Origin of the sequence: Mesorhizobium sp. M8A.F.Ca.ET.218.01.1.1, assembly GCF_004791165.1 — a bacterium.
Classification (GTDB): Bacteria; Pseudomonadota; Alphaproteobacteria; order Rhizobiales; family Rhizobiaceae; genus Mesorhizobium.
The window spans coordinates 1-22380 of the sequence record NZ_SRUZ01000012.1 but is presented as its reverse complement, the minus strand read 5'-3'; the positions used below and the strand labels follow the sequence as shown (position 1 = coordinate 22380).

General features: G+C 63.7%; 17 protein-coding genes. 12 read left to right on the top strand and 5 right to left on the bottom strand.

Going from position 1 to position 22380, the window contains the following annotated elements; all coding sequences use genetic code 11:
• Positions 1–5 precede the first annotated feature (5 nt).
• Positions 6–872 carry a carbon-nitrogen hydrolase family protein gene (locus EN861_RS31580; protein ID WP_135867524.1) on the top strand — a complete coding sequence of 289 codons (867 nt, stop codon included), beginning with the start codon at positions 6–8 and terminating at the stop codon, positions 870–872.
• Complete coding sequence (locus tag EN861_RS31575) at positions 869–1294, top strand: DUF1178 family protein (protein WP_135867523.1); 426 nt, start codon at positions 869–871, stop codon at positions 1292–1294. The genes EN861_RS31580 and EN861_RS31575 overlap by 4 nt, the downstream gene beginning before the upstream one ends.
• 4 nt (positions 1295–1298) lie before the next feature.
• Here EN861_RS31575 and EN861_RS31570 read toward each other — a convergent pair whose 3' ends face one another.
• A complete protein-coding gene (locus EN861_RS31570) occupies positions 1299–1784 on the bottom strand; it encodes a MarR family transcriptional regulator (RefSeq protein WP_135867522.1) in 486 nt (161 codons plus the stop codon).
• Between the two features lie 96 nt (positions 1785–1880).
• Between EN861_RS31570 and EN861_RS31565 the strand changes: the two genes are divergently transcribed.
• Positions 1881–2795: a DMT family transporter gene (locus EN861_RS31565; RefSeq protein ID WP_135867521.1), complete on the top strand. Its 915-nt coding sequence runs from the start codon at positions 1881–1883 to the stop codon at positions 2793–2795.
• A gap of 69 nt (positions 2796–2864) precedes the next feature.
• Here the strand turns inward: EN861_RS31565 and ubiG are convergent, their stop codons facing one another.
• Together ubiG and EN861_RS31555 are read right to left on the bottom strand one after the other, a co-directional pair.
• Positions 2865–3614, bottom strand: coding sequence for a bifunctional 2-polyprenyl-6-hydroxyphenol methylase/3-demethylubiquinol 3-O-methyltransferase UbiG (ubiG, locus tag EN861_RS31560; RefSeq protein WP_135867520.1), 750 nt, complete (start codon positions 3612–3614; stop codon positions 2865–2867).
• Positions 3615–3715: 101 nt separating this feature from the next.
• Positions 3716–5554, bottom strand: a complete 1839-nt coding sequence (locus EN861_RS31555) for a CHASE3 domain-containing protein (RefSeq protein WP_135867519.1) — start codon at positions 5552–5554, stop codon at positions 3716–3718.
• Positions 5555–5787: 233 nt separating this feature from the next.
• On the opposite strand from EN861_RS31555, the gene EN861_RS31550 reads away from it, so the two are divergent.
• The 8 genes from EN861_RS31550 (at position 5788) to EN861_RS31515 (ending at position 17574) form a co-directional block, all read left to right on the top strand.
• On the top strand, positions 5788–7041 hold the full coding sequence (locus EN861_RS31550) for an aspartate kinase (RefSeq protein WP_127278445.1): 1254 nt from the start codon (positions 5788–5790) through the stop codon (positions 7039–7041).
• 81 nt (positions 7042–7122) lie between these two features.
• A complete protein-coding gene (gene ptsP, locus EN861_RS31545) occupies positions 7123–9393 on the top strand; it encodes a phosphoenolpyruvate--protein phosphotransferase (protein ID WP_127278444.1) in 2271 nt (756 codons plus the stop codon).
• Between the two features lie 10 nt (positions 9394–9403).
• Complete coding sequence (gene prfA, locus EN861_RS31540) at positions 9404–10483, top strand: peptide chain release factor 1 (protein ID WP_135867518.1); 1080 nt, start codon at positions 9404–9406, stop codon at positions 10481–10483.
• Positions 10476–11354: a peptide chain release factor N(5)-glutamine methyltransferase gene (prmC, locus tag EN861_RS31535; protein ID WP_135867517.1), complete on the top strand. Its 879-nt coding sequence runs from the start codon at positions 10476–10478 to the stop codon at positions 11352–11354. The genes prfA and prmC overlap by 8 nt, the downstream gene beginning before the upstream one ends.
• A 302-nt stretch (positions 11355–11656) precedes the next feature.
• Positions 11657–12652 carry a DUF4167 domain-containing protein gene (locus EN861_RS31530; protein ID WP_135867516.1) on the top strand — a complete coding sequence of 332 codons (996 nt, stop codon included), beginning with the start codon at positions 11657–11659 and terminating at the stop codon, positions 12650–12652.
• Between the two features lie 220 nt (positions 12653–12872).
• The gene (clpB, locus tag EN861_RS31525; protein WP_135867515.1) at positions 12873–15479 is read left to right on the top strand and encodes an ATP-dependent chaperone ClpB; all 2607 of its coding nucleotides are present in this window, start codon (positions 12873–12875) and stop codon (positions 15477–15479) included.
• Between the two features lie 58 nt (positions 15480–15537).
• A complete protein-coding gene (locus tag EN861_RS31520) occupies positions 15538–15903 on the top strand; it encodes an MmcQ/YjbR family DNA-binding protein (protein WP_135867514.1) in 366 nt (121 codons plus the stop codon).
• 150 nt (positions 15904–16053) lie between these two features.
• Positions 16054–17574, top strand: coding sequence for a L,D-transpeptidase family protein (locus tag EN861_RS31515; RefSeq protein WP_135867513.1), 1521 nt, complete (start codon positions 16054–16056; stop codon positions 17572–17574).
• Here EN861_RS31515 and EN861_RS31510 read toward each other — a convergent pair.
• A complete protein-coding gene (locus tag EN861_RS31510; protein ID WP_135867512.1) occupies positions 17548–18180 on the bottom strand; it encodes a TMEM175 family protein in 633 nt (210 codons plus the stop codon). The genes EN861_RS31515 and EN861_RS31510 overlap by 27 nt on opposite strands.
• A gap of 152 nt (positions 18181–18332) precedes the next feature.
• Here EN861_RS31510 and EN861_RS31505 point away from each other — a divergent pair, with 152 nt between their 5' ends.
• A complete protein-coding gene (locus tag EN861_RS31505) occupies positions 18333–19898 on the top strand; it encodes an MFS transporter (protein WP_135867511.1) in 1566 nt (521 codons plus the stop codon).
• 3 nt (positions 19899–19901) lie between these two features.
• Here the strand turns inward: EN861_RS31505 and EN861_RS31500 are convergent, their stop codons facing one another.
• The gene (locus EN861_RS31500) at positions 19902–21878 is read right to left on the bottom strand and encodes a M23 family metallopeptidase (protein WP_167531484.1); all 1977 of its coding nucleotides are present in this window, start codon (positions 21876–21878) and stop codon (positions 19902–19904) included.
• Between the last annotated feature and the right edge of the window lie 502 nt (positions 21879–22380).

Here is a 22380-nt window from a genome sequence, read left to right as displayed (position 1 = left end):
TGACAATGGGTGTTTTCAAGGCAGCGGCAATCCAGATGCGTTCAGGCGAGAGCCCCGAGCGCAATGCGGTCGATCTCGAACGATTGGTGCGTGAGGCCGCGGCCCAAGGCGCAACCTACATCCAGACGCCGGAAATGACCGGAGCGCTGATCCGCGACAGGCAAGCGCGCGCCGCTTCCTTCACCTCCGAAGACAAGGACATCATCGTCGCGACCGCGCGCAGGCTGGCGCGCGAACTCGGCGTGTTCCTGCATATCGGCTCGACCGCTATCCTGCGCGCCGACGGCAAGCTCGCCAACCGCGCGCTCCTGTTCGGCCCCGATGGCGTGACGCTCGCCAGCTACGACAAGATCCACATGTTCGACGTCGATCTCGACAATGGCGAGAGCTGGCGTGAATCGGCCGCCTACGAGCCTGGCGCGGAGGCCGTCGTCACCGGGGTCGGCGGCGCGAAGCTCGGCTTCGCCGTCTGCTACGACCTGCGCTTTCCGCAACTGTTCCGCGCCGAGGCGATGGCCGGCGCCGATCTGCTTTCCGTGCCCGCCGCTTTCACCCGCCAGACCGGCGAGGCGCATTGGCACGTGTTGCTCAGGGCACGCGCCATCGAGAACGGCGCCTTCGTCGTTGCCGCCGCGCAAGGTGGCCTGCACGAGGATGGCCGCGAGACCTATGGGCATTCTCTGATCGTCGATCCGTGGGGCCGCATCATCGCGGAAGCCGCGCATGACGAGCCTGGGGTGATCGTCGCCGAGATCGACCCGGCGCAATCGCTTGTGGCGCGCAAGAAGATCCCCAATTTGAAGAATGCGCGGGATTTCGCCATCAATGCCGGCGAGGTTGACGCGCCACGTCTCAGGGGTGCCGCCTCTTGATCCGCTTTTCCCTGATCTGCGAAAACGAGCACGAGTTCGAGGGCTGGTTTCGCAGCAATGACGATTTCGACACCCAGAAGAAGCGCGGCTTCGTCGATTGCCCCAGCTGCGGTTCGCAAAAGGTCGAGAAGGCGCTAATGGCGCCCGCCGTGTCCACGGCCCGCAAGCAGGAAACCATAGCGCTTGCCATGGGCGAGGCGCAGAAGCAGGCGCTGGCGCAACTGAAGGCGATGGCCGAGAAAGTGCGCGAGAACGCCGACTATGTCGGCGACAAGTTCGCCGAGGAAGCGCGAAAGATCCACTTCGGCGAAACCGATGCGCGCGGCATCTATGGCGAGGCGACGCTGGAAGAGGCCAAGGGCCTTGCCGAGGACGGCGTCGATTTCATGCCGATTCCAGTGTTTCCGGACGACCGGAACTGAGCACTTAGCTCACGCTGCTGATCAGTTTTTCCAGCAGACGCGAAAGTGTTTCTCTTTCGGTCAGCGTCAGGCCGGACAGGATCTGATGCTCGTTCGCCACATGGGCGGTGACAGCCTCGTCGATCAGCGCAAGGCCCTTGTCGCTCAGCCGCACGATGATGCCGCGCCGGTCGTTGGGGTGTGGCCCGCGCTGGATCAAGCCGGATGTTTCGAGCCGATCCAGTCTGTTGGTCATGGCCCCGGAGGTCACCATCGTCGCCTCGTAAAGCGCCGTCGGCGTCAGCGCGTAAGGCGAGCCTGAGCGGCGCAGCGTCGCCAGCACATCGAACTCTCCCGCCTGCAATCCGAAACGGGCAAAGAGCGGCGCAAGGCGGTCGCGGGCGATCAGCGAGGAGACCTCATTCAAGCGCCCGATCACGGCCATCGGTGATACGTCTAGGTCCGGCCGCTCCCGCTTCCACTGCTCGATGGCTTTCCCTGCACGGTCCATCTATCTCACCGTAATGTATCTTGACGTTAAGAATCTTTCCATTATCTTATCCCAAGATGCAATGCCGGCCAAGGGCCGTGCGGACAGGGATCGATCATGAAACTTCTCTGGGATTCGGCGCTCGGCCTGCTGATCGTCACCGGGGGGCTGCTTGGCCTGACGCTGCCTTTCGGCAAGCTCGCCACGGCGGCCGGCGTGCCGGCCATGGTCTGGGCCTTCGTCATCTCGCTCGGCGCCGGCGGCGTGCTTCTCGTCGTATTGCTGCTGCGCGGCCAGCGCATCCGGCTCACGGCGCACAAGCTTCGCTATTTCTTCGTCACCGCCGCAGTGTCTTATGCCGTGCCAAACCTTTTGATGTTCTCGGCCATACCGCATCTGGGCGCCGGCTACACCGGCATCATGTTCACGCTGTCGCCCGTCGTCACGCTGGTGTTGTCGATCCTGCTCGGCGTGCGGCGGCCCAACATGCTGGCCATATCAGGCATCGCCGTCGGTTTCGTCGGCGCGGTCATGGTGGCGGTGACGCGTGGCGAGGCCGGCCAGCCGGCCGATGTCTTCTGGGTCATCATGGGCCTGCTCATTCCCGTCAGCCTTGCCGCCGGCAACATCTATCGCACCATCGACTGGCCGGAAGGAACCGGTCCTATCGAACTCGCGGTCGGCAGCCATCTGGCGTCCGCGGCGATGCTGCTCGTCGGCATCCTGACCTTGCTTGGAGGCAAGGCCTTCGCCCAGCTCGGCACCGTGCCGCTCATCCTCGTGGCACAGATGGCCTCGGCATCGGCGATGTTTGCTTTCTTCTTCCGGCTGCAGGCGGTGGGCGGTCCGGTCTATCTCAGCCAGATCGGCTATGTCGCTGCGGCCGTCGGGCTGTTTGCCGGTACGATCTTCCTTGGCGAGCACTATCAACTGCTGACCTGGGTCGGCGCGGTCATCATCACCGCCGGCGTGTTCATCACCACCAAGGCGCAGAGCCAGACCGCTACGAGGGCGCAGAGCCAGGCCGCCTAAGTTTCTTTAGCCCCGCCGCCGGCTCCGGCAGTGGGTATCGGCGGCGGCTGAGGCTGAGGATTTGGCTGATCAGACCGATCCCTTTTCCGCCAGCACCATGTAGTTGACGTCCATGTCCTTCGACCGCGCCCAGCGGTCGGCAAGCGGATTGTAGGTGACGCCGGTGCGGTCGATGATGGTCAGGCCGGCGCCGTCCAGCGCCTTTTCCAGCTCCTCCGGGCGCACCAGCTTGCCGAACTGATGAGTGCCGCGCGGCAGCCAGCGCAACACATATTCGGCGCCGATGATGGCGAGGCCGAGCGCCTTCAGCGTGCGGTTGATGGTGGCCACGAACATGATGCCGCCGGGCTTGACCATCTCGCCGCATTTGGCGACGAACAGGTCGATGTCGGCGACATGTTCGACCACTTCCATGTTGAGGACGACATCGAATTTTTCGCCGGCCTCGGCGAGATCTTCCGCCGTCGTGGCGCGATAGTCGATGCTCACATTGCCCTCGGCGGCATGCAGTCTCGCCACTTCGATGTTCGTTTCGGAGGCGTCCGCTCCGATCACCTCGGCGCCGAGCCGCGCCATCGGCTCGCACAAAAGGCCACCGCCGCAGCCAATGTCGAGGATACGCAGGCCTTCGAACGGCCGCGCCGCGCGCGGGTCGCGACCGAAGCGCGCCGCGATCTGGTCGCGGATATAGGAAAGCCGGACCGGATTGAATTTGTGCAGCGGACGAAACTTGCCGTTCGGGTTCCACCATTCGGCGGCAAGGGCGGAAAAGCGTTCCACTTCTCCGGCATCGATCGTCGATCGTCGGGGCTCAGGCATAGGTTGGTCTCCTCGGACGCTACGAAGTCGGGCGTGAGGCATCGAATGTCAAGGCAACAATTTTCAATGCTGACAAAGTGACTGGCCGACCAAAGGCCAGCCTATTTCGAGTCCAGCACGTCGCGCAGCTTGGCCGCCAGCTGCTCGATGGTGAACGGCTTGGCCAGGAAGTGCACGTCATGGTCGAGCACGCCGTTGTGGACCACGGCGTTCCTGGTGAAGCCGGTGGTGAAGACGACTTTCAATCCGGGCTGGCGCGCGAGCGCTTCTTCGGCGAGCTTGCGGCCATTCATCACCGGCATGACGATGTCGGTGAAAAGCAGGGCGATGCCGGGTGTCGCGGCGAGCTTCTCAAGGGCCTCCGGTCCACCTGCCGCATGGATGACGGTGTAGCCGAGTTCGCGCATGACGTCGGTCGTGGCAGCCCGCACGCGGGCGTCGTCCTCGACGACGAGGATCGTCTCGGTGACTTTGGCGGCGCTCTTGCCGCGCCCTGTGGGCGATGCCGGCTCCTCTGGTCCGAAAAACCGGGGCAGATAGATCTTGATCGTCGTGCCTTCGCCGGGCTCGGAGTAGATCTTGACGTGGCCGCCCGACTGTTTGACGAAGCCGAACACCTGGCTCAGCCCAAGTCCCGTGCCCTTGTTGGCCGGCTTCGTCGTGAAGAAGGGCTCGAAGGCCTTGGCGATGACCTCGGGCGACATGCCCGCACCGGTGTCGGTTACCGCGATCATCACATATTGGCCAGGTGCGAGCTCGCCATGCGTCGATGCATAAGCCTCGTCGAGGTGGCTGTTGACGGTCTCGATGGTCAGCTTGCCGTCATTATCCATGGCATCGCGGGCATTGACGGCCAGATTGAGGATCGCGTTCTCGAGCTGGTTGGGATCGGCGTGGATTTTCCACAGGCCACCCGCCAGCACGGTTTCGATGCGGATGCCTTCACCCAGGGCCCGGCGCAGAAGATCGGACATGCCGGTCAACAGCCGGTTGGTGGCGACAACCTGCGGCGCCAAAGGCTGCAGGCGGGAGAAGGCAAGCAAGCGGGAGGTCAGATTGGCGGCACGGCTGGCCGCGTCCGTCGCGGCCTCGACAAGCTTTTCAATGTCATGTTCGCCCCGCTTCAGCTTGCGCTGGGCAAGGTTCATCGCGCTGAGGATGACCGCCAGCATGTTGTTGAAGTCGTGAGCGATCCCACCGGTCAACTGCCCGACGGCTTCCATCTTCTGCATCTGGCGCATCTGGGATTCGGCATTTTCCCGCGTCTGGATCTCGTTGCCGAGCTCGATGTTCTTGCGCATCAGCTCTTCCTGGACGACGAGCACATCGCGGAAGCGGCGGCGGGATTGACGGATGGTGCAGACGCCAAGCAGGAAAATCGCCAGCAACGCAGCCAGCGAGCCGATGCGCAACCAGGCCTCGACCCGGTCGGTTTGCTCGTCTCGCGCGGCCACGGCGGCGGCGCCAATACGCCGGATCGTGTCCATGCTGGCCCGGATTTCGTCCATGGCCGCCTTGCCCTGGCCGCTGCGGACCAGTTGCAGGGCCTTTGCCGCATCGCCTCGATCATAGAGGGCGATCGTCTGGGACAACTCAGCCTGCTCTTGCGAAAGCGCTTCCTTGATGTGGCTGATCTGCTGGACGATCTGGTCGTCGGGAGTGGCCGCGCTCTCGATCCGCGCCAATTGTCCCGGAATTGCCTCGACGGCCTTCCGATAAGGCTCCAGATAGGATTTTTCACCGGTCAACAGGTAGCCGCGCTGACTACTCTCGGCGTCTTGCGCCAGTGAAAGCAGCCCGGAAAGCTGCTCCTGGTATTCGATTGTTTCGCGCGCGGCGGCACGATTGGCCCTTTGGCTCTCGACGAGCACGGCTCGGGCGCCGACGATCAGCGCCAGCGCGGCGAAGCCGGCGACAATCGGGAGCGGTTGCAATCGCATGACGCGCCGAAGACGAGCAATCATCAGTTATGCCGAACCAAAGGAATTCCCCGCAAGCAGCATTTGGTAAGCGGCGCCGGCCTGGAAGGCAATATTCCGTGTTGCTGCGGTCAGCCTTGCGAAACCTTCCTCATTTGGCTAAGGAGGCCGCGCATCCAGCAGCCGGCGCCAGCCGGGCGCTTTTCTTCCGTTTTCGGCTCCGGGCCGGCTCCAGTCAAAGGCATTTCGCTTCCATGGCGCGTATCGTGATGAAATTCGGCGGAACCTCCGTCGCCGACATCGCCCGCATCCGCAACGTGGCGCGTCACGTCAAACGCGAAGTCGATGCCGGCCACGAGGTGGCGGTGGTGGTTTCGGCGATGGCCGGCAAGACCAATGAACTGGTCGGCTGGACGCGCGAGGCCTCGCCAATGCACGACGCACGCGAATATGACGCGGTCGTCGCTTCCGGCGAACAGGTCACGGCCGGCCTGCTTGCCATCACCTTGCAGAACATGGGCGTGCACGCGCGTTCCTGGCAGGGCTGGCAGATCCCGATCAAGACCGACAACGCGCATGGCGCGGCGCGCATCCTCGACATCGACGGCGCCTTCCTGGTCAAGCGCTTCGGCGAGGGGCAGGTGGCGGTCGTCGCCGGCTTCCAGGGCATCGGACCGGACAACCGCATCGCAACGCTTGGCCGCGGCGGCTCCGACACCAGCGCCGTGGCGATCGCCGCCGCGGTCAAGGCTGACCGCTGCGACATCTACACCGACGTCGACGGGGTCTACACCACCGACCCGCGCATCGAGCCGAAGGCGCGCCGGCTGGCCAAGATCTCCTTCGAGGAAATGCTTGAAATGGCCTCGCTCGGCGCCAAGGTTCTACAGGTGCGTTCGGTCGAGCTTGCCATGGTGCACAGGGTGCGTACCTTCGTGCGGTCGTCCTTCGACGATCCCGATGCGCCCGGAATGGGGGATTTGCTCAATCCTCCGGGAACGCTCATTTGCGACGAGGAAGAGATCGTGGAACAGCAGGTCGTCACCGGAATTGCCTACGCCAAGGACGAGGCGCAGATTTCGCTGCGCCGTGTCGGCGACCGGCCAGGCGTCGCCGCCGGCATCTTCGGCCCGCTGGCCGAGGCCAACATCAATGTCGACATGATCGTCCAGAACATCTCCGAGGACGGCAAGCTGACCGACATGACCTTCACCGTGCCGTCGGGCGATGTCGACAAGGCGCTGGCCGTGCTCGACCGGCTGAAGGCCGAGATCGGCTACGATGTCGTGCAGTCGGAAGCCGGCATGTCGAAGGTTTCGGTCATCGGGATCGGCATGAGGAGCCATGCGGGTGTTGCCGCCACCGCCTTCAAGGCGCTGGCCGACAAGGCGATCAACATCCGCGCCATCACCACCTCCGAGATCAAGATTTCGATACTGATCGACGGTCCTTATACCGAACTGGCGGTTCGCACTTTGCATTCCGTCTACGGTCTGGATAAGCAGTAGCAAGACTGAATCAGTTGTTGCGCGCATGCCGGCCGCGGCGGAAACTGCGGCGGCAAGTGTTTCATTGGAGAAGAAGCCGCGATGCGTGACCAGGCCAGCGGCCCGCGCGTTTTGCTGAAACGGCTCCGCGAGCTCATGCAGGAGCCGCTGGAGCCGCAGGAGCGGCTTGACCGCATCGTGCGCGACATCGCCTCCAACATGGTCGCCGAAGTGTGCTCGCTCTATGTGCTGCGCGCCGATTCGGTGCTCGAACTCTACGCCACCGAAGGCCTGAACCCGAACGCTGTCCACCTGGCGCAACTGCGGCTGGGACAAGGCCTGGTTGGTACAATCGCGGCGAGTGCCAGGCCACTCAACCTGTCCAACGCACAGGAACATCCGGCCTTCGCCTACCTGCCGGAGACCGGGGAGGAGATCTACAATTCCTTCCTCGGCGTCCCGGTGCTCAGGGCAGGGCGTACGCTCGGCGTCCTGGTTGTCCAGAACAAGACCATGCGCCACTACCGCGACGACGAGGTCGAGGCGCTGGAAACCACCGCCATGGTCATCGCCGAGATGATCGCCACCGGCGATCTGGCGCGGCTGACCCGGCCGGGCCTCGAACTCGACCTGCGCCGGCCCGTCAGCTTCACCGGCCTGTCCTTCAACGACGGCGTCGGGCTTGGCCATGTCGTGCTGCACGAGCCGCGCATCGTCGTCACCAATCTGTTCAACGAGGACAGCGAGGAAGAGGTCCGCCGGCTCGAAGCCTCGCTCGGTTCGCTCAGGCTCTCGATCGACGACATGCTGGAACGCCGCGATGTCGCCTTCGAGGGCGAGCATCGCCAGGTGCTGGAAGCCTACCGCATGTTCGCCAACGACCGCGGCTGGGTGCGCCGGCTGGAAGAGGCGATCCGCAACGGCCTGACAGCGGAAGCGGCGGTGGAAAAGGTGCAGAGCGACATGCGTGCCCGCATGCTGCACATGACCGATCCCTACCTGCGTGAGCGGATGAGCGATTTCGACGATCTCGCCAACCGGCTGCTCCGCCAGTTGATGGGCCGCGGGCCCGAGGATGTCGCGGCCTCGCTGCCGAAGGACGCCATCATCGTCGCCCGCTCGATGGGCGCTGCCGAACTGCTCGACTATCCGCGTGACAAGCTGCGTGGCCTGGTGCTCGAGGATGGCGCGGCGACCAGCCACGTCGTCATCGTCGCGCGCGCCATGGGTATTCCGGTCGCCGGCCAGATGAAGGGCGCCGTTTCCATGGCGGAAAACGGCGACCCCATCATCGTCGACGGCGAGGAAGGCGCGATCCATCTGCGGCCGCAGTCCGATCTCGAAGCCGCCTATGCCGAAAAGGTGCGGTTCCGGGCGCGCCGGCAGGAGGTCTACCGCGAGCTGCGCAAGAAGCCGTCGACGACCAGGGACGGTGTCCAGGTCGATCTGCTGATGAATGCCGGGCTTGCCGTCGACCTGCCGCAGCTTGCCGAGGCGGGAGCTGCCGGCATTGGCCTGTTCCGCACGGAACTGCAATTCATGGTCGCTTCGACCTTTCCACGCGCCGAGGCCCAGGAAAAACTCTATCGCGACGTGCTCGAGGCCGCGCGCGGCAAGCCGGTCACCTTCCGCACCATCGACATCGGTGGCGACAAGGTGCTGCCCTACTTCAAGGGCGCGATCCAGGAAGAAAATCCCGCGCTCGGCTGGCGGGCCATCCGGCTGACGCTTGACCGGCCCGGCTTGCTGCGCACCCAGATCCGCGCCTTGCTCAAGGCCAGCGGCGGGCGTGAACTCAAGTTGATGCTGCCGATGGTGACCGAGCTTGGCGAAATCGCCCAGGCGCGCGAAATCATCGACCGCGAGGTGCGGCATCTCTCACGCTTCGCCCACCACCTGCCGACCAGTCTCAAGCTGGGCGCCATGCTGGAAGTGCCGTCGCTTCTGTTCCAGCTCGACGAACTAATGAAGGCGGTCGACTTCGTCTCGGTCGGGTCGAACGACCTGTTCCAGTTCGTCATGGCGGTCGATCGCGGCAATACGCAACTGGCCAACCGCTTCGATACGCTGTCGGCGCCGTTCCTGCGCGTGCTCAAGCAGATCGCCGACGCCGGCGCACGCAATCATACGCCCGTCACCCTGTGCGGTGAACTCGCCGGCAAGCCGATCTCGGCGATGGCGCTGATCGGCCTCGGTTTCCGCTCGATCTCGATGTCGCCAGCCTCGATCGGCCCGGTCAAGGCGATGCTGACGGAGCTGCCGCTGGAGGAGCTGAAGGCTTTCTTCGACGACAATCTGATGGCGCCAGCGCAAGGGCTGCCGATGCGGGCGTTGCTGCAGGCCTTCGCCGACGACCGCTCGATCCCGTTGTAGCACCCGCATCATGGTCAATTTGCCCCGCGATCGTATGGATCAAGTCGTTAAGCGTTTCGAGATGCTCGAAGCGCAGATGTCGGCCGGACCGGCGCCGGATGCCTATGTGAAGATGGCATCGGAATATGCCGAGTTGCAGGACATGGTGGCCAAGGTCAGGGAATTGCGCTCGGCCGAGCATGAGCAGGCCGACCTCGAAGCGATGCTCGCCGACAAGGGCACAGACGCCGAGATGCGGGCGCTCGCCGAAGCCGATCTGCCTGGAGTGGAAGATCGCATCGAGGCGCTGCAGAAGGACATCCAGATCCTGCTTCTGCCCAGGGATGCCGCCGACGACAAGAACGCCATCCTCGAAATCCGCGCCGGCACCGGTGGCGATGAGGCGGCGCTCTTCGCCGGCGACCTGTTTCGCATGTATGAGCGCTACGCCGCCGAACGCGGCTGGCGGTTCGAAACGGTATCGGCGAGCGACGGCGATGCCGGCGGCTTCAAGGAAATCATCGCCACGATCTCGGGCAAGGGTGTGTTCGCCCATCTGAAATTCGAGTCCGGGGTGCATCGCGTCCAGCGTGTGCCTGCAACCGAGGCCAGCGGGCGCATCCACACGTCCGCCGCCACCGTCGCCGTGCTGCCGGAAGCGGAAGAGGTCGACATCGACATCAGGGCCGAGGACATCCGCATCGACACGATGCGTGCCTCGGGCTCCGGCGGCCAGCACGTCAACACCACCGATTCGGCGGTCCGCATCATCCATCTGCCGACCGGTATCATGGTGGTGCAGGCGGAGAAGTCGCAGCACCAGAACCGGGCCAAGGCCATGCAGATCCTGCGGGCCCGGCTCTATGACATGGAGCGCAGCAAGGCGGATGAGGAGCGTTCCGAATCGCGCAAGTCGCAGGTCGGCTCCGGCGACCGCTCGGAGCGCATCCGCACCTACAATTTTCCGCAAGGCCGCGTCACCGACCACCGCATCAACCTGACGCTCTACAAGCTCGACCGGGTGATGATGGGTGAACTCGACGAAGTCGTCGACGCGCTGATCGCCGATCACCAATCGAAGCTGCTGGCCGATATCGGCCTCGATGGCTGAGCATTCGCCCGAGGCGCTGCGGCCGCTGCTGCGGAAAGCGCGGGCCAGGCTTGCCGCGGCCGGTGTCGACGATCCCGCGCTCGATGCGCGGCTGATCGTCGAGCACTATTCCGGCACGACGCGTACGCAGGCCATCGCCGACCCCGAACGCATGATCGAAGCAAACGCCATCGCCGCGATCGATGACGCTCTGAGACGGCGAGCCGGTGGCGAGCCGGTGCATCGCATCCTGGGCTATCGCGAATTCTACAGTTTGCGCCTGATGCTGTCACCGGAGACGCTGGAACCGCGGCCGGACACCGAAACACTGGTCGAGGCGGTGCTGCCCTTCGTCAAGGCGGTGGCCGCACGCGAGGGGGTATGCCACATCCTCGACCTCGGCACGGGCACGGGTGCCATCGCCCTGGCGCTGCTGAGCGTCGTGCCGGCCGCGACCGCCACCGGTGTCGACATTTCCGCCGGCGCGCTGGCAATGGCGGCCCGCAATGCGGGGCAATTCGGGCTCGGCGGCCGGTTCACGACGGTTCAGTCGGACTGGTTCGAAAAAGTTTCCGGCCGATACCATGTAATTGCCGCAAACCCTCCCTATATAGCCTCACAAGACATTGGAAATCTGCAGGACGAGGTCCGAGATTTCGACCCGTGCCTGGCCCTGGATGGCGGCGTGGATGGGCTGGACCCCTACAGGATCATCGCCGCCGAGGCGGCAAGGTTTCTAGAAGCCGAAGGCAGGATTGCGGTCGAGATCGGCCACACGCAAAGCAACGACGTCAACGATATATTTGGCGCGGCCGGTTACGCGGGCGGCGAGGTATTTTGCGATCTCGGCGGAAACGACAGGGTTCTTGTTTTTCAACGGGCAACACCTTGACGCAGTGCGAAAAAACCGCTTGGCAATGCCGGGGAATGCAGCTAGGGTCGCCTTACCGGATGAGACGAAGCAGGCAGTGCTCTTAGCGATTCGGTTTCCTTGGAAATAGCTGCCTTCTTGCGCAAACGACGCCCAAGCTTCGTGCGGGAATCGTCCGGCAAGTGATGTAACCGGAACAGGATGGCACGTGGCGCCAACGCAATCGATGCGGGCGAACGCCGGTGAAGAAACGAAACGGCTGGCTGCATGAGCGCCTCCGTTCGTGAAGAGTTTTTCGAAAATTTCACTATGAAGAGAGTCTAATGAGGCCACAACAGCAGAACAGGCGCATGCGCGGTCGCAACAACAATGGCGGCGGCGGTGGCAATAACAATAACAATAACAACAACCGCAAGGGACCAAATCCCCTGACGCGCAACTACGAGAGCAACGGCCCGGACGTGAAGATCCGTGGATCGGCTCAGCAGATCGCCGAAAAATACGCCACCTTGGCCCGCGATGCGCAAAGCTCCGGCGACCGGGTCATGGCGGAGAACTATCTCCAGCACGCCGAGCACTACAACCGCATCATCGCCGCCGCGCAGGCGCAGATGCCGATCCAGAACGTCCAGCAGAACCGCGACGAGTTCGACGAGGACGGCGATGAGGATCGCGACGAGTTCGACAATGCTGGCAACAGTGGGGCCGGCAACAGTGGGGCGTCCAATAGCAGCGGCAATGCTGGTTCCGATCCACAGGTTCCCGTGGTCAACCACGGCGCTGGCCCGCAGCCGGTGATCGAGGGCATGCCGGCCGAGGTTGCGCTAAACCGGGACGGTCGCGACAATCGTGACAATAGCGGGCGCGACAATGGCGGGCGTGACAATGGCGGGCGCAACAACAGCGGCCGCGACAACAACAATGGCGGGCGCCATCGCGATCGTCGCCCTAACGGCGGCTATGGCCAGAACGGCCAGCGCGACTATGCTTCGGCCGAACAAGGCGGCCAGCAGCAGCGCAACGAGGCCTCGGGACAGACTGAAGTGCAGGCAGAGCCCGCGTCGCCGTCCGAGACCGTGGCGGCAGCCGAGCCGGCTCCACGGTTCGAGAATTTCTCACCGGCAGGTCTGGCCGCTCAAGCCGAACTCAACGAGGCGGCCGAGAGCGGTGCTGCTCGCCGCCCACGGCGTCCGCGCCGTCCGCGCACCAATCCCGACCAGGTCGAGGGTGGCGGCGACAATGCGGATGCGGGCGAGACGGCCGCGGCTCCGGTCGACGGCGGCAGCGCCGAACCCGTGATCACCGACATCGACAACTGATCGAACGGCACCGCAAGACATTGAACGGCGGGGAGAAATCCCCGCCGTTTTCGTTTGGGCTGACGTGGAATATTATCGATTGACAGACATCAATGCGTCTTGAGACAGCATGCCGCATGCACCATATCTCGGCTGAACGGGATCCGGCTCGAATGGGCGGGTCCGTCACCGCAATCTGATCCGGTGCCGCAAAGCGGGCTGGTGATGGAAGGAGACAGATATGAACCTTGAGAAATACTCAGAGCGCGTGCGCGGCTTTATCCAGTCCGCGCAGACGATGGCGCTCTCCCGCAACCATCAGCAATTCACCCCCGAACACATTCTGAAAGTCCTCGTCGACGATGACGAGGGCTTGGCCGCGTCGCTGATCGAGCGTGCCGGCGGCAATGTCCGCGACGTCAAGCTCGGCGTCGAGACGGCGCTCGAGGCGATGCCCAAGGTGGAGGGTGGCAATGGCCAGCTCTATCTGGCTCAGCCGCTGGCCAAGGTGTTCTCGACCGCCGAGGACCTGGCCAAGAAGGCCGGTGACAGTTTTGTCACCGTCGAGCGGCTGCTGCAGGCGCTTACCATGGAGAAATCGGCAAAGACGGCCGAAATCCTGGCCAAGGCCGGCGTCACCGCGCAGGCGCTGAACCAGGTCATCAACGACGTCCGCAAGGGCCGCACCGCCGATTCGGCGAGTGCCGAACAGGGCTATGACGCGCTGAAGAAGTACGCGCGCGATCTGACCGCCGACGCACGCGCGGGCAAGCTCGATCCGGTCATCGGCCGCGACGACGAGATCCGCCGCACCATCCAGGTGCTGTCGCGCCGCACCAAGAACAACCCGGTGCTGATTGGCGAGCCGGGCGTCGGTAAGACGGCGATCGCGGAAGGCTTGGCGCTGCGCATCGTCAATGGCGACGTGCCTGAATCGCTGAAGGACAAGCAGTTGATGGCGCTCGACATGGGCGCGCTGATTGCCGGCGCCAAATATCGCGGCGAGTTCGAGGAGCGGCTGAAGGCCGTGCTTTCCGAAGTCACCTCGGCCAGTGGCAATATCATCCTGTTCATCGACGAGATGCACACGCTGGTCGGCGCCGGCAAGGCCGATGGCGCCATGGATGCGTCGAACCTGCTGAAGCCGGCGCTGGCGCGCGGCGAACTGCACTGCGTCGGCGCGACCACGCTCGATGAATACCGCAAGCATGTCGAAAAGGATCCAGCCCTTGCCCGCCGTTTCCAGCCCGTCTTCGTCGACGAGCCGACGGTGGAGGACACGGTTTCGATCCTGCGCGGCCTGAAGGAGAAATATGAGCAGCACCACAAGGTGCGTATCTCCGATTCGGCGCTGGTGGCGGCGGCGACGCTGTCCAACCGCTACATCGCCGACCGCTTCCTGCCGGACAAGGCGATCGACCTGGTCGACGAAGCCGCCTCGCGGCTCAGGATGCAGGTCGATTCCAAGCCTGAGGCGCTGGATGAGATCGACCGCCGCATCATGCAGCTCAAGATCGAACGCGAGGCGCTGAAGGTCGAGACGGACGAAGCCTCGAAGGACCGGCTCGCCCGCCTGGAAAAGGAACTTGTCGGCCTTGAGGAGGAATCGAGCGAGATTACTTCGAAGTGGCAGGCCGAGAAGCAGAAGCTTGGGCTTGCCGCCGATCTGAAGAAGCAGCTCGACGAGGCGCGCAACGACCTTGCCATTGCCCAGCGCAAGGGTGAGTTCCAGCGCGCCGGGGAGCTTGCCTATGGCAAGATCCCCGAGTTGGAAAAGATGCTGAAGGAGGCCGAAGCCCAGGACGGCAAGGCCGGCATGGTCGAGGAAGTGGTCACGCCCGACCACGTCGCCCATATCGTGTCGCGCTGGACCGGAATTCCGGTCGACAAGATGCTCCAGGGCGAGCGCGACAAGCTGTTGCGCATGGAAGACGAGATCGGCAAGCGTGTTGTCGGCCAGGGCGAGGCGGTGCAAGCCGTTTCCAAGGCGGTGCGGCGCGCGCGTGCAGGCCTGCAGGATCCGAACCGGCCTATCGGCTCGTTCATGTTCCTTGGCCCGACCGGCGTCGGCAAGACCGAGCTCACCAAGGCTTTGGCCAACTTCCTGTTCGACGATGAAACGGCGCTGGTGCGCCTCGACATGTCCGAGTACATGGAGAAGCACTCCGTCGCCCGGCTGATCGGCGCGCCTCCCGGCTATGTCGGTTATGAGGAAGGCGGCGCGCTGACCGAAGCGGTGCGGCGCCGGCCCTATCAGGTCGTGCTGTTCGACGAGATCGAGAAGGCGCATCCCGATGTCTTCAACGTGCTTTTGCAGGTGCTCGATGACGGCCGGCTCACCGACGGGCAGGGGCGTACCGTCGATTTCCGCAACACGCTGATCATCATGACGTCGAATCTCGGCGCGGAATATCTGGTCAATCTCGGCGAGGACCAGGATGTCGATGCCGTACGGGACGAGGTGATGGGCGTGGTGAGGGCATCGTTCCGGCCCGAGTTCCTCAATCGTGTCGACGAGGTGATCCTGTTCCACCGGCTGCGCCGCAAGGATATGGATCGTATCGTCGAGATCCAGCTCAAGCGGCTGGAGAGCCTGCTGACCGATCGCAAGATCACGCTGTCGCTGGATCCCGAGGCGGTCGAGTGGCTGGCGGCCAAGGGTTACGACCCCGCTTATGGTGCCAGGCCGCTGAAGCGCGTGATGCAGAAGGAGTTGCAGGATCCGCTGGCGGAAAAGATCCTGCTTGGTGAGATTCTCGACGGCTCGACGGTCAAGGTTACGGCCGGTTCCGACCGGCTGAATTTCCGCTCCAGGCCGACGATCGTCGCCGCCGAGGCGGCGGCCTGATCCAACGCCGCGTGTCCAGTATGGGCGCGCGGCGTCTTCATATATCATGGGGGGCCGGATGACGCTGGACGACTACAACGGCTTCTGCGGCTCGCTGCCTGCAACGATCCACGTGGTGCAATGGGGCGGCGCCCATGTCTGGAAGGTCGGGACCAAGGTGTTTGCGATCGGTGGCTGGGATCAGGGTGAGCAGCTTTTCGTCACCTTCAAATGCTCCGATGTTGCCTATGACGTGCTCAAGGAGCAGCCCGGCCTGCGCCCCGCGCCCTATCTTGCCTCCCGCGGCATGAAGTGGATCCAGCGTCAGACAAGCCAGAGCATGGATGATGGTGCGCTGAAGGACTATTTGCGCGAGAGTCATCGCCTGGTTGCTCTGAAGCTGACGAAGCAGGCGCGCAAGGAATTGGGGCTTGGCGTGGGCTAGCTAATATTCCTCGAGGCGCCGGAAGACCGCCATCTTCATGCCCGGTTCATGATGGAACCATATGGTGGGTAACTGGTTTGCTGGCGAAGGGGTTCGCCGAACTGCACAATGCCGGGCGGCGGCACATACGGACCGGAGAGTTTCGCTACTATGCTGCGCACTATCTTCACCCTTTCGGCGCTTGCTGCGGGACTGGTGTTTTCCAACGCGTTCGCGGCGCCGACGCATGACGGCGCGGCCCAGCCTGTTCGCGCGGCCGAGAGTGGCGGCATTCTGCTCGCCCAGGACGGCAATCTCGACATTTATTACGATGCCAGGGGCAACCGCGTCATCGTCGATGCCGATACCGGCAAGGTGATCGCCATCCAGCCGCCGCAGACCAGGCTCGACCGGCGGGCGCTGCGCCGCGAGACGCGGATGCGAGAACTCGGCCGTGCCCCCGCCGACGATGATCGCTACTATCTCGACGATCCCCAGGACATGGCACGCTTCCGCCGCAAGCAACTGGAAGAAGAGGGCCGGGTCATCCCGCCACCAGCCGACGAATACGACCCTGACGGGCGCAATTCAGTCGATGCCTATCCGCCGGCACCGCAGGACGAAGGCAATTACGATAACAATTATCCCGATGCGCCGCAGCCGGCAGAGCCGGGCACCATCAAGCGCCAACCGCTGAACGAGGCGTCGATAGACCCCCTCCAGCCGGCAGATCCGACGGAACAGGCGCCCTCCGACCAGGCGGCATTGCCGCCAAACGCTGGCGGCAAGACGTCGGTCGACCCGTCGCTTTCGCTGGGCGCACGCCAGGATGTGGCAGCGCTGCAGGTGCTGCTCGACCGTGGCGGTGCTTCGCCTGGCGTCATCGACGGGCGCTTCGGCTCGAATGTCGACAAGGCGCTCGCCGCCTACAACGAGATCAACGGCAGCAGCCTCAAATCGACCGATGCGGTCGGCATCCAGTCAGCACTCTCGCAATCCGGCGGCGATGCCTTCGCCAACTACACCATCACGGCGGAGGACGCAGCCGGGCCGTATGTCGCCTCCATCCCGGAAGACTACAGTCAGAAGGCGCAGCTCAACTGCATGTGCTACACCTCTGTCACCGAGGCGCTGGCGGAGCGCTTCCACATGGACGAGAACTATCTGAAGTCGATCAACAAGGGCCTCGACTTCAACCGGCCCGGCACGATCATCAAGGTCGCCAATTTCGGCAAGCTGGTGTCTACGCCGGTCGTGCGCATCGTCGCCGACAAGACCAAGAAAGAGGTGTACGCCTACGATGGCGGCGGCAAGCTGGTAGCAGCCTATCCGGCCACCATCGGCTCGGCGGACACGCCGTCGCCCACCGGCATCCACGCCGTGTCGCGCATCGCGCTCGACCCGAACTACACCTACAATCCGAACATCAATTTCAAGCAAGGCGAGAACGACAAGATTCTTACCGTTCCGCCAGGCCCCAACGGACCTGTCGGGTCGGTCTGGATCGCCTTGGACAAACCGACCTACGGCATCCACGGAACGCCCGAGCCGTCGAAGATAGGCAAGACCGAAAGCCATGGCTGCGTCCGCCTGACGAACTGGGACGCGCGCGAGCTCGCCAAGCTGGTGTCGCCAGGCGTTACCGTGGAATTCCTTGGCGGACCTTCAGCCGATGACGTTGCGCAGCAATGAGCCGCGTGGCGCCGCGGCATAGATCAACTGCACGACCAGAATGAAGCCGACGCTGAGCAGCGGGCTGATCAGGCAGAGTGCGCCGCCGACCGCCCACAGGATCTGGGCCTTGACGATGCGCAGATAGACCGTGCGCCTCGTCTGCGCGTCAACATCTTCCGCGACAAAGCCGTTCTTATCCGCGTAGCGCCAGCTGGCGAACAGCGTGACGCCGAGCATCAGCAGGTTGACCCAGTAGACCAGCACCGCGGTCCTGAATTCGAGGAAATCAGCCAGCAAGTCGGTCGAGAACGGCAAGAGCGCGATGAAGGCGAGAAAGCACAGGTTCAGCGTGGCCAGCCGCCTGTCGGATTTGGCGATCAAACCATGCTGCGCCTGCTGGCCGAACCAGAAGATGGTCAGGGTCAGGAAGCTCAAGGCATAGGTCAGAAAGCGGGGCGCCAGTGCGGCGATGGCGACAAGCAGATCGTGTTCGGAATGAATCGCCTGATGCACCGGCACCCTGATCTCGAGCACGATCAGGGTAAGCGCGATGGCGAATACGCCATCGGTGATACCGACGATACGGCCGCGCCCCTCAACGGAGGCTTCGAGTGGACGCTTCATCGAATTCTCCTGCCCCCGGCTCTGGAGAAAACCTAGCATGACTGCCGCGGTTTGCATCGGGGCAGATGCGATCCCTAGCAATAGGGCTGGTTTCAAGGGCAACCAGTCTCTGGCTGGTTGTTGCCGGTGCGCCGCCGGTCTAATCAGGTGGCATGCATTCACCCAATGAAGCCGCCGCCGTTCCGCTGACCGCTCCGGTCGCGAATGGCACGTTCTGCCCGCAATCGCAGCGGCGTTATGTGCTGGTCGCGGCGATCCTGGCCTCGGCGCTCGGCTTCATCGACGGGTCGATCCTGGCGATCGCCATGCCGGCGATCCGCGTCAACCTCGGCGCCAGCCTTGCCGAGGCGCAGTGGATCTCCAATGCCTATGCGCTGACGCTCTCGGCGCTGATCCTCGCCGGCGGTGCTGCAGGCGACCGGTTCGGGCTCCGCCGTGCTTTCGTGGCCGGCATTGCGCTGTTCGTCGCGGCCTCGCTTGCCTGTGCGCTGGCGCCGAACGCTGTCGTGCTGATCGCTTTTCGCGCTCTCCAGGGGACTGGCGCCGCGATCATGGTGCCGGGCAGTCTCGCCATCATCGCCAAGGCTTATCCGAAGAAGGAACGCGGTCGCGCGATCGGCATCTGGGCGGCGGCCTCGGCGCTGACCACCGCTCTCGGCCCGGTGCTCGGCGGCCTGGTGCTGTCGGCTTTCGGCGATGGCATCTGGCGTGCGATCTTTGCCGTCAACCTGCCACTCGGCCTGATCTCGATCTATCTGCTGCTCGCCAAGATTCCGGCCGATGCGCCGACGCAGAAACGCAGCCTTGACCTTGCCGGTGGTGCGCTTGCGACGCTGGCCTTCGGCGCGCTCGCTTATGGGCTGACTTTGATGAGCGCCAGCGGCGAGAGCCGCATGGCCGGTCCAACGATTGCCGCCGGCGCCGTGCTGCTTGTGGTCTTCATCCTGTTCGAGCGGCGGCAGCGCGAGCCGATGATCGACCTCAGCCTGTTTCGCATCGGTGCTTTCGCCGGGGCCAATGTCGCGACATTCTTCCTCTATTTCGCGCTGTCGGCCAATCTTTTTTACCTGCCGATGCTGCTGATAGCCGGTTGGGGGCTGAGCACGGCCGAGGTCGGCTTCATCTTCCTGCCGCTGTCCGCAGCGATCGCGCTTTTGTCAGGACCCGTCGGCAAGCTGTCGGACCGGATCGGGCCACGTCTTCCAATTGCCTGCGGCAGTCTGATCGTGGCGATTGCCTTCGCCGGGCTGGCCTTGCTCACCCATGCCGGCTTTCACCATTTCTGGACTGGCATCTTCCCGTTGATGGCGCTGATGGGACTCGGCATGGCGTTGGTCGTGTCGCCATTGTCGACCGCGATCATGACGGCGGTGGAAGACAAGGACACCGGCGCGGCTTCCGGCATCAACAACGCCGTCTCGCGCATCGGCGGTCTGATCGCGGTGGCGGCGATGGGGTCGCTCGCTGCCTGGATCTACGCCAATGCCCTGGAGGGAAACGCCGGGCCCGGCCTGCCTGGCTTCGGCGAACCGCCGCCAACGGGACTTTCGCCGGCACTCGATGCGGCAAGAATCGCCGCCAGCGACGCCGCTTTTTCCGCCGTCTCCTCGGTAACCGCGCTGCTATGCCTGCTTTCCGCTGTCATTGCGTGGATGACGATTTCCGGCGAGGCGCTGCCGTGGCCGCGGCGCGCCGAACCTCGGCAGCACAAAGGCTAAGACTCAGCCTTCGATCTTGGCGCTGGCGACCTTCAGCGAGTTGCCGTCTTCCTGCTTCAGGAGATCGTCGATGCGTTCACGCTCGCGCTTGAAGGCGACGAGGTCGTCGCCCTTCAGCACCTTGCCGACCGGCAAGCGCACACGCATTGAATCGACTTTGGTGCCGTTGACGATCAACTCGTAGTGAAGATGCGGTCCGGTGGACAGGCCAGTCTGACCGAGATAGCCGATAACCTGGCCCTGGCGGACGCGCACGCCCTCGGCGATGCCTTTGGCGAAGGCGCTCTGGTGATTGTAGGAGGTTTCGTAGCCATTGGCGTGGCGAATGATGATTTGCTTGCCATAGCCGCCGGCCCAGCCGGCCTTCTCGATGACGCCATTGCCCGCGGCGATGATCGGCGTCCCGATGGGCGCTGCCCAGTCGGTGCCGGTGTGCATGCGGACATAGCCAAGGATCGGGTGCTTGCGAGCGCCAAATCCGGAGGTAAATCTGCCGTTCGGCAGTGGGTTACGCAGCAGGAACTGCTGGGCGCTGCTGCCATTCTCGTCGAAATAATCCGTGCTGCCGTCCTGCATTTGAAAACGGTAGAAATTGCGCGTCGTTCCGCCGAACGTCGCCGAGACGTAGAGGAGCTCGGAATTGTCGGAGGTCTGGTCATCGCCATCGGGCTGCGAGAACAGCACTTCGAGGCGATCGGCGGGATTGAGCCGCGACTGGAAGTCGACATCGGACGCAAGCAGCTTGATCAGCCGCTGAGTCATCGCCTTGGACATGCCGTAGGAATAGGCGGTCCGATAGATGCCGTCATAAATGTTCGGCAGGTTGCCGCGCACCACCACCGGAGCCGACGAGTCATCGAACGCCGTCAGCAATTCGGGATTGGGTTCCGGCTCCTGCGCCGGCACGTACTGACCGCGATCGTCGAGCGCGATGGTGACGATGTGCGTGGCCTTGTCGTAGACGCTGGTGCGAACCACCTTGGCGGCGTCACCATGGACCTCGAGACCGACGCGCAACACGGTTCCGGCCTTGAGCGCCGGGGCGTTGAGCAGCTTGGCAATCGCTTCGGCCATGCCGGTAGCATCGTCGCCCGTGTACCCCGAATCGGCAAAGGCCTCGGTGAGGTCCGTGTCCTTGGTGAAAGGGATGATTTCTTCGGCGAAAGCCGGCGCCTGGTCGTCAGCGTTGGCGCGCGGCGCCACGGAGACGTTTTCGGGGACGATCTTGACGTCATAGGAGCCGGCCATGCTTTCGGCAAAAGCATCGCCGAAGCGCTGCGGGTCGACATAATGGAGCGAAGCGACCTGTACGGCGCCGTCGCTGAGGTCGGTGCCGGCTTCGCGCACGACTTTTTCAACTTCGTCGGCGGAAAGGTCGCCCTTTTCGTCGAAGGAGGCCGTCTCGATCGGGAAATCGACGGTCTTCAGGCTCATCTCGCTTTCGACCTTGGCGCCGTAGATCTGGCCGGAAGCGGCGGACGCCGCCGCCGCCGGCTGTGCGGCGGCGCCGTCGTCGCTATCGTTGCCGAACACCTGCATCGGGTCGAAGGGCGGGTAGGGCCGGCTAGTGGTGTGCCCGGCGGCGAGCGCCATCTTGATCTGCACGAAAGGCATGGTGTGGATGACATCGCGGTCGCCGACCTTGGTAACCATCGACACTTCCATGCGACGACGGTCCTTGGCCTTGGCAATCTGGCGCGGCGCCACCAGCCTGGTGGTCTTGGCCACTTCGCCGGAATCGCCATTGCTGGCGAGGCCAATCAGTTCGGCGATCTCTGGTGGGGTCGCCAGTTGCTGGCGCCCGTCTAGGGCGGCAAACAGCGCCACGCCCATCAGCACGCTCGAGGTCACGCCGGTGAGGAATGTTCCCGACAGCCAGCGCGCGGAAACCTCACGCCGATCGGGCGGGCCGCTGCGGCCATCCGCGATAAGCGGCGGCTCATTGCCGAGTTCGGCTATGACATCTTCCGTATCTGGCATCCAGAAAGGCTGCTTCTTCCCCGGGCGGGACGGCTGGTCGCTTTTGTTGTGGCCATGACATTTGCCTGTCACGGCAGGTTAAGTCAACGAAGCCTCGGGCCCCGGTCGAATTCCCCTCGTGCACTTCTCTTATAGAGCGCTCTGAAAAGCGGGCGGCGTGCCTTCATTCATAAGACTCCCGCGCGCGCCCCTTCGAGGCTCAATAAAGACGCCATTGCACGGCTGTGCTTGCGCCTCTCTTGTTGGCCTTGGTGTCGAACGGCAATGCGGCGGCAATAGGGCTCCTTCGTGGCCGTGGCCTCCTGTTATCCCCTGTTCCCCTGGGGCAGTCGGCTATCCACAAAGCGTGCCCAAAATTTCTGTCGCAAAAAGTTCAAAAACTTTGCGAAGGTGTGTTGACAGTTTTGGTAGGTGGCGACTATATACGCCTCACGAACGAGGGCGGTGCGCCGCTGGCGACGAAGAAGTTTGCTTCTAAGACTGCCCTCAGCGAAATTCAAGA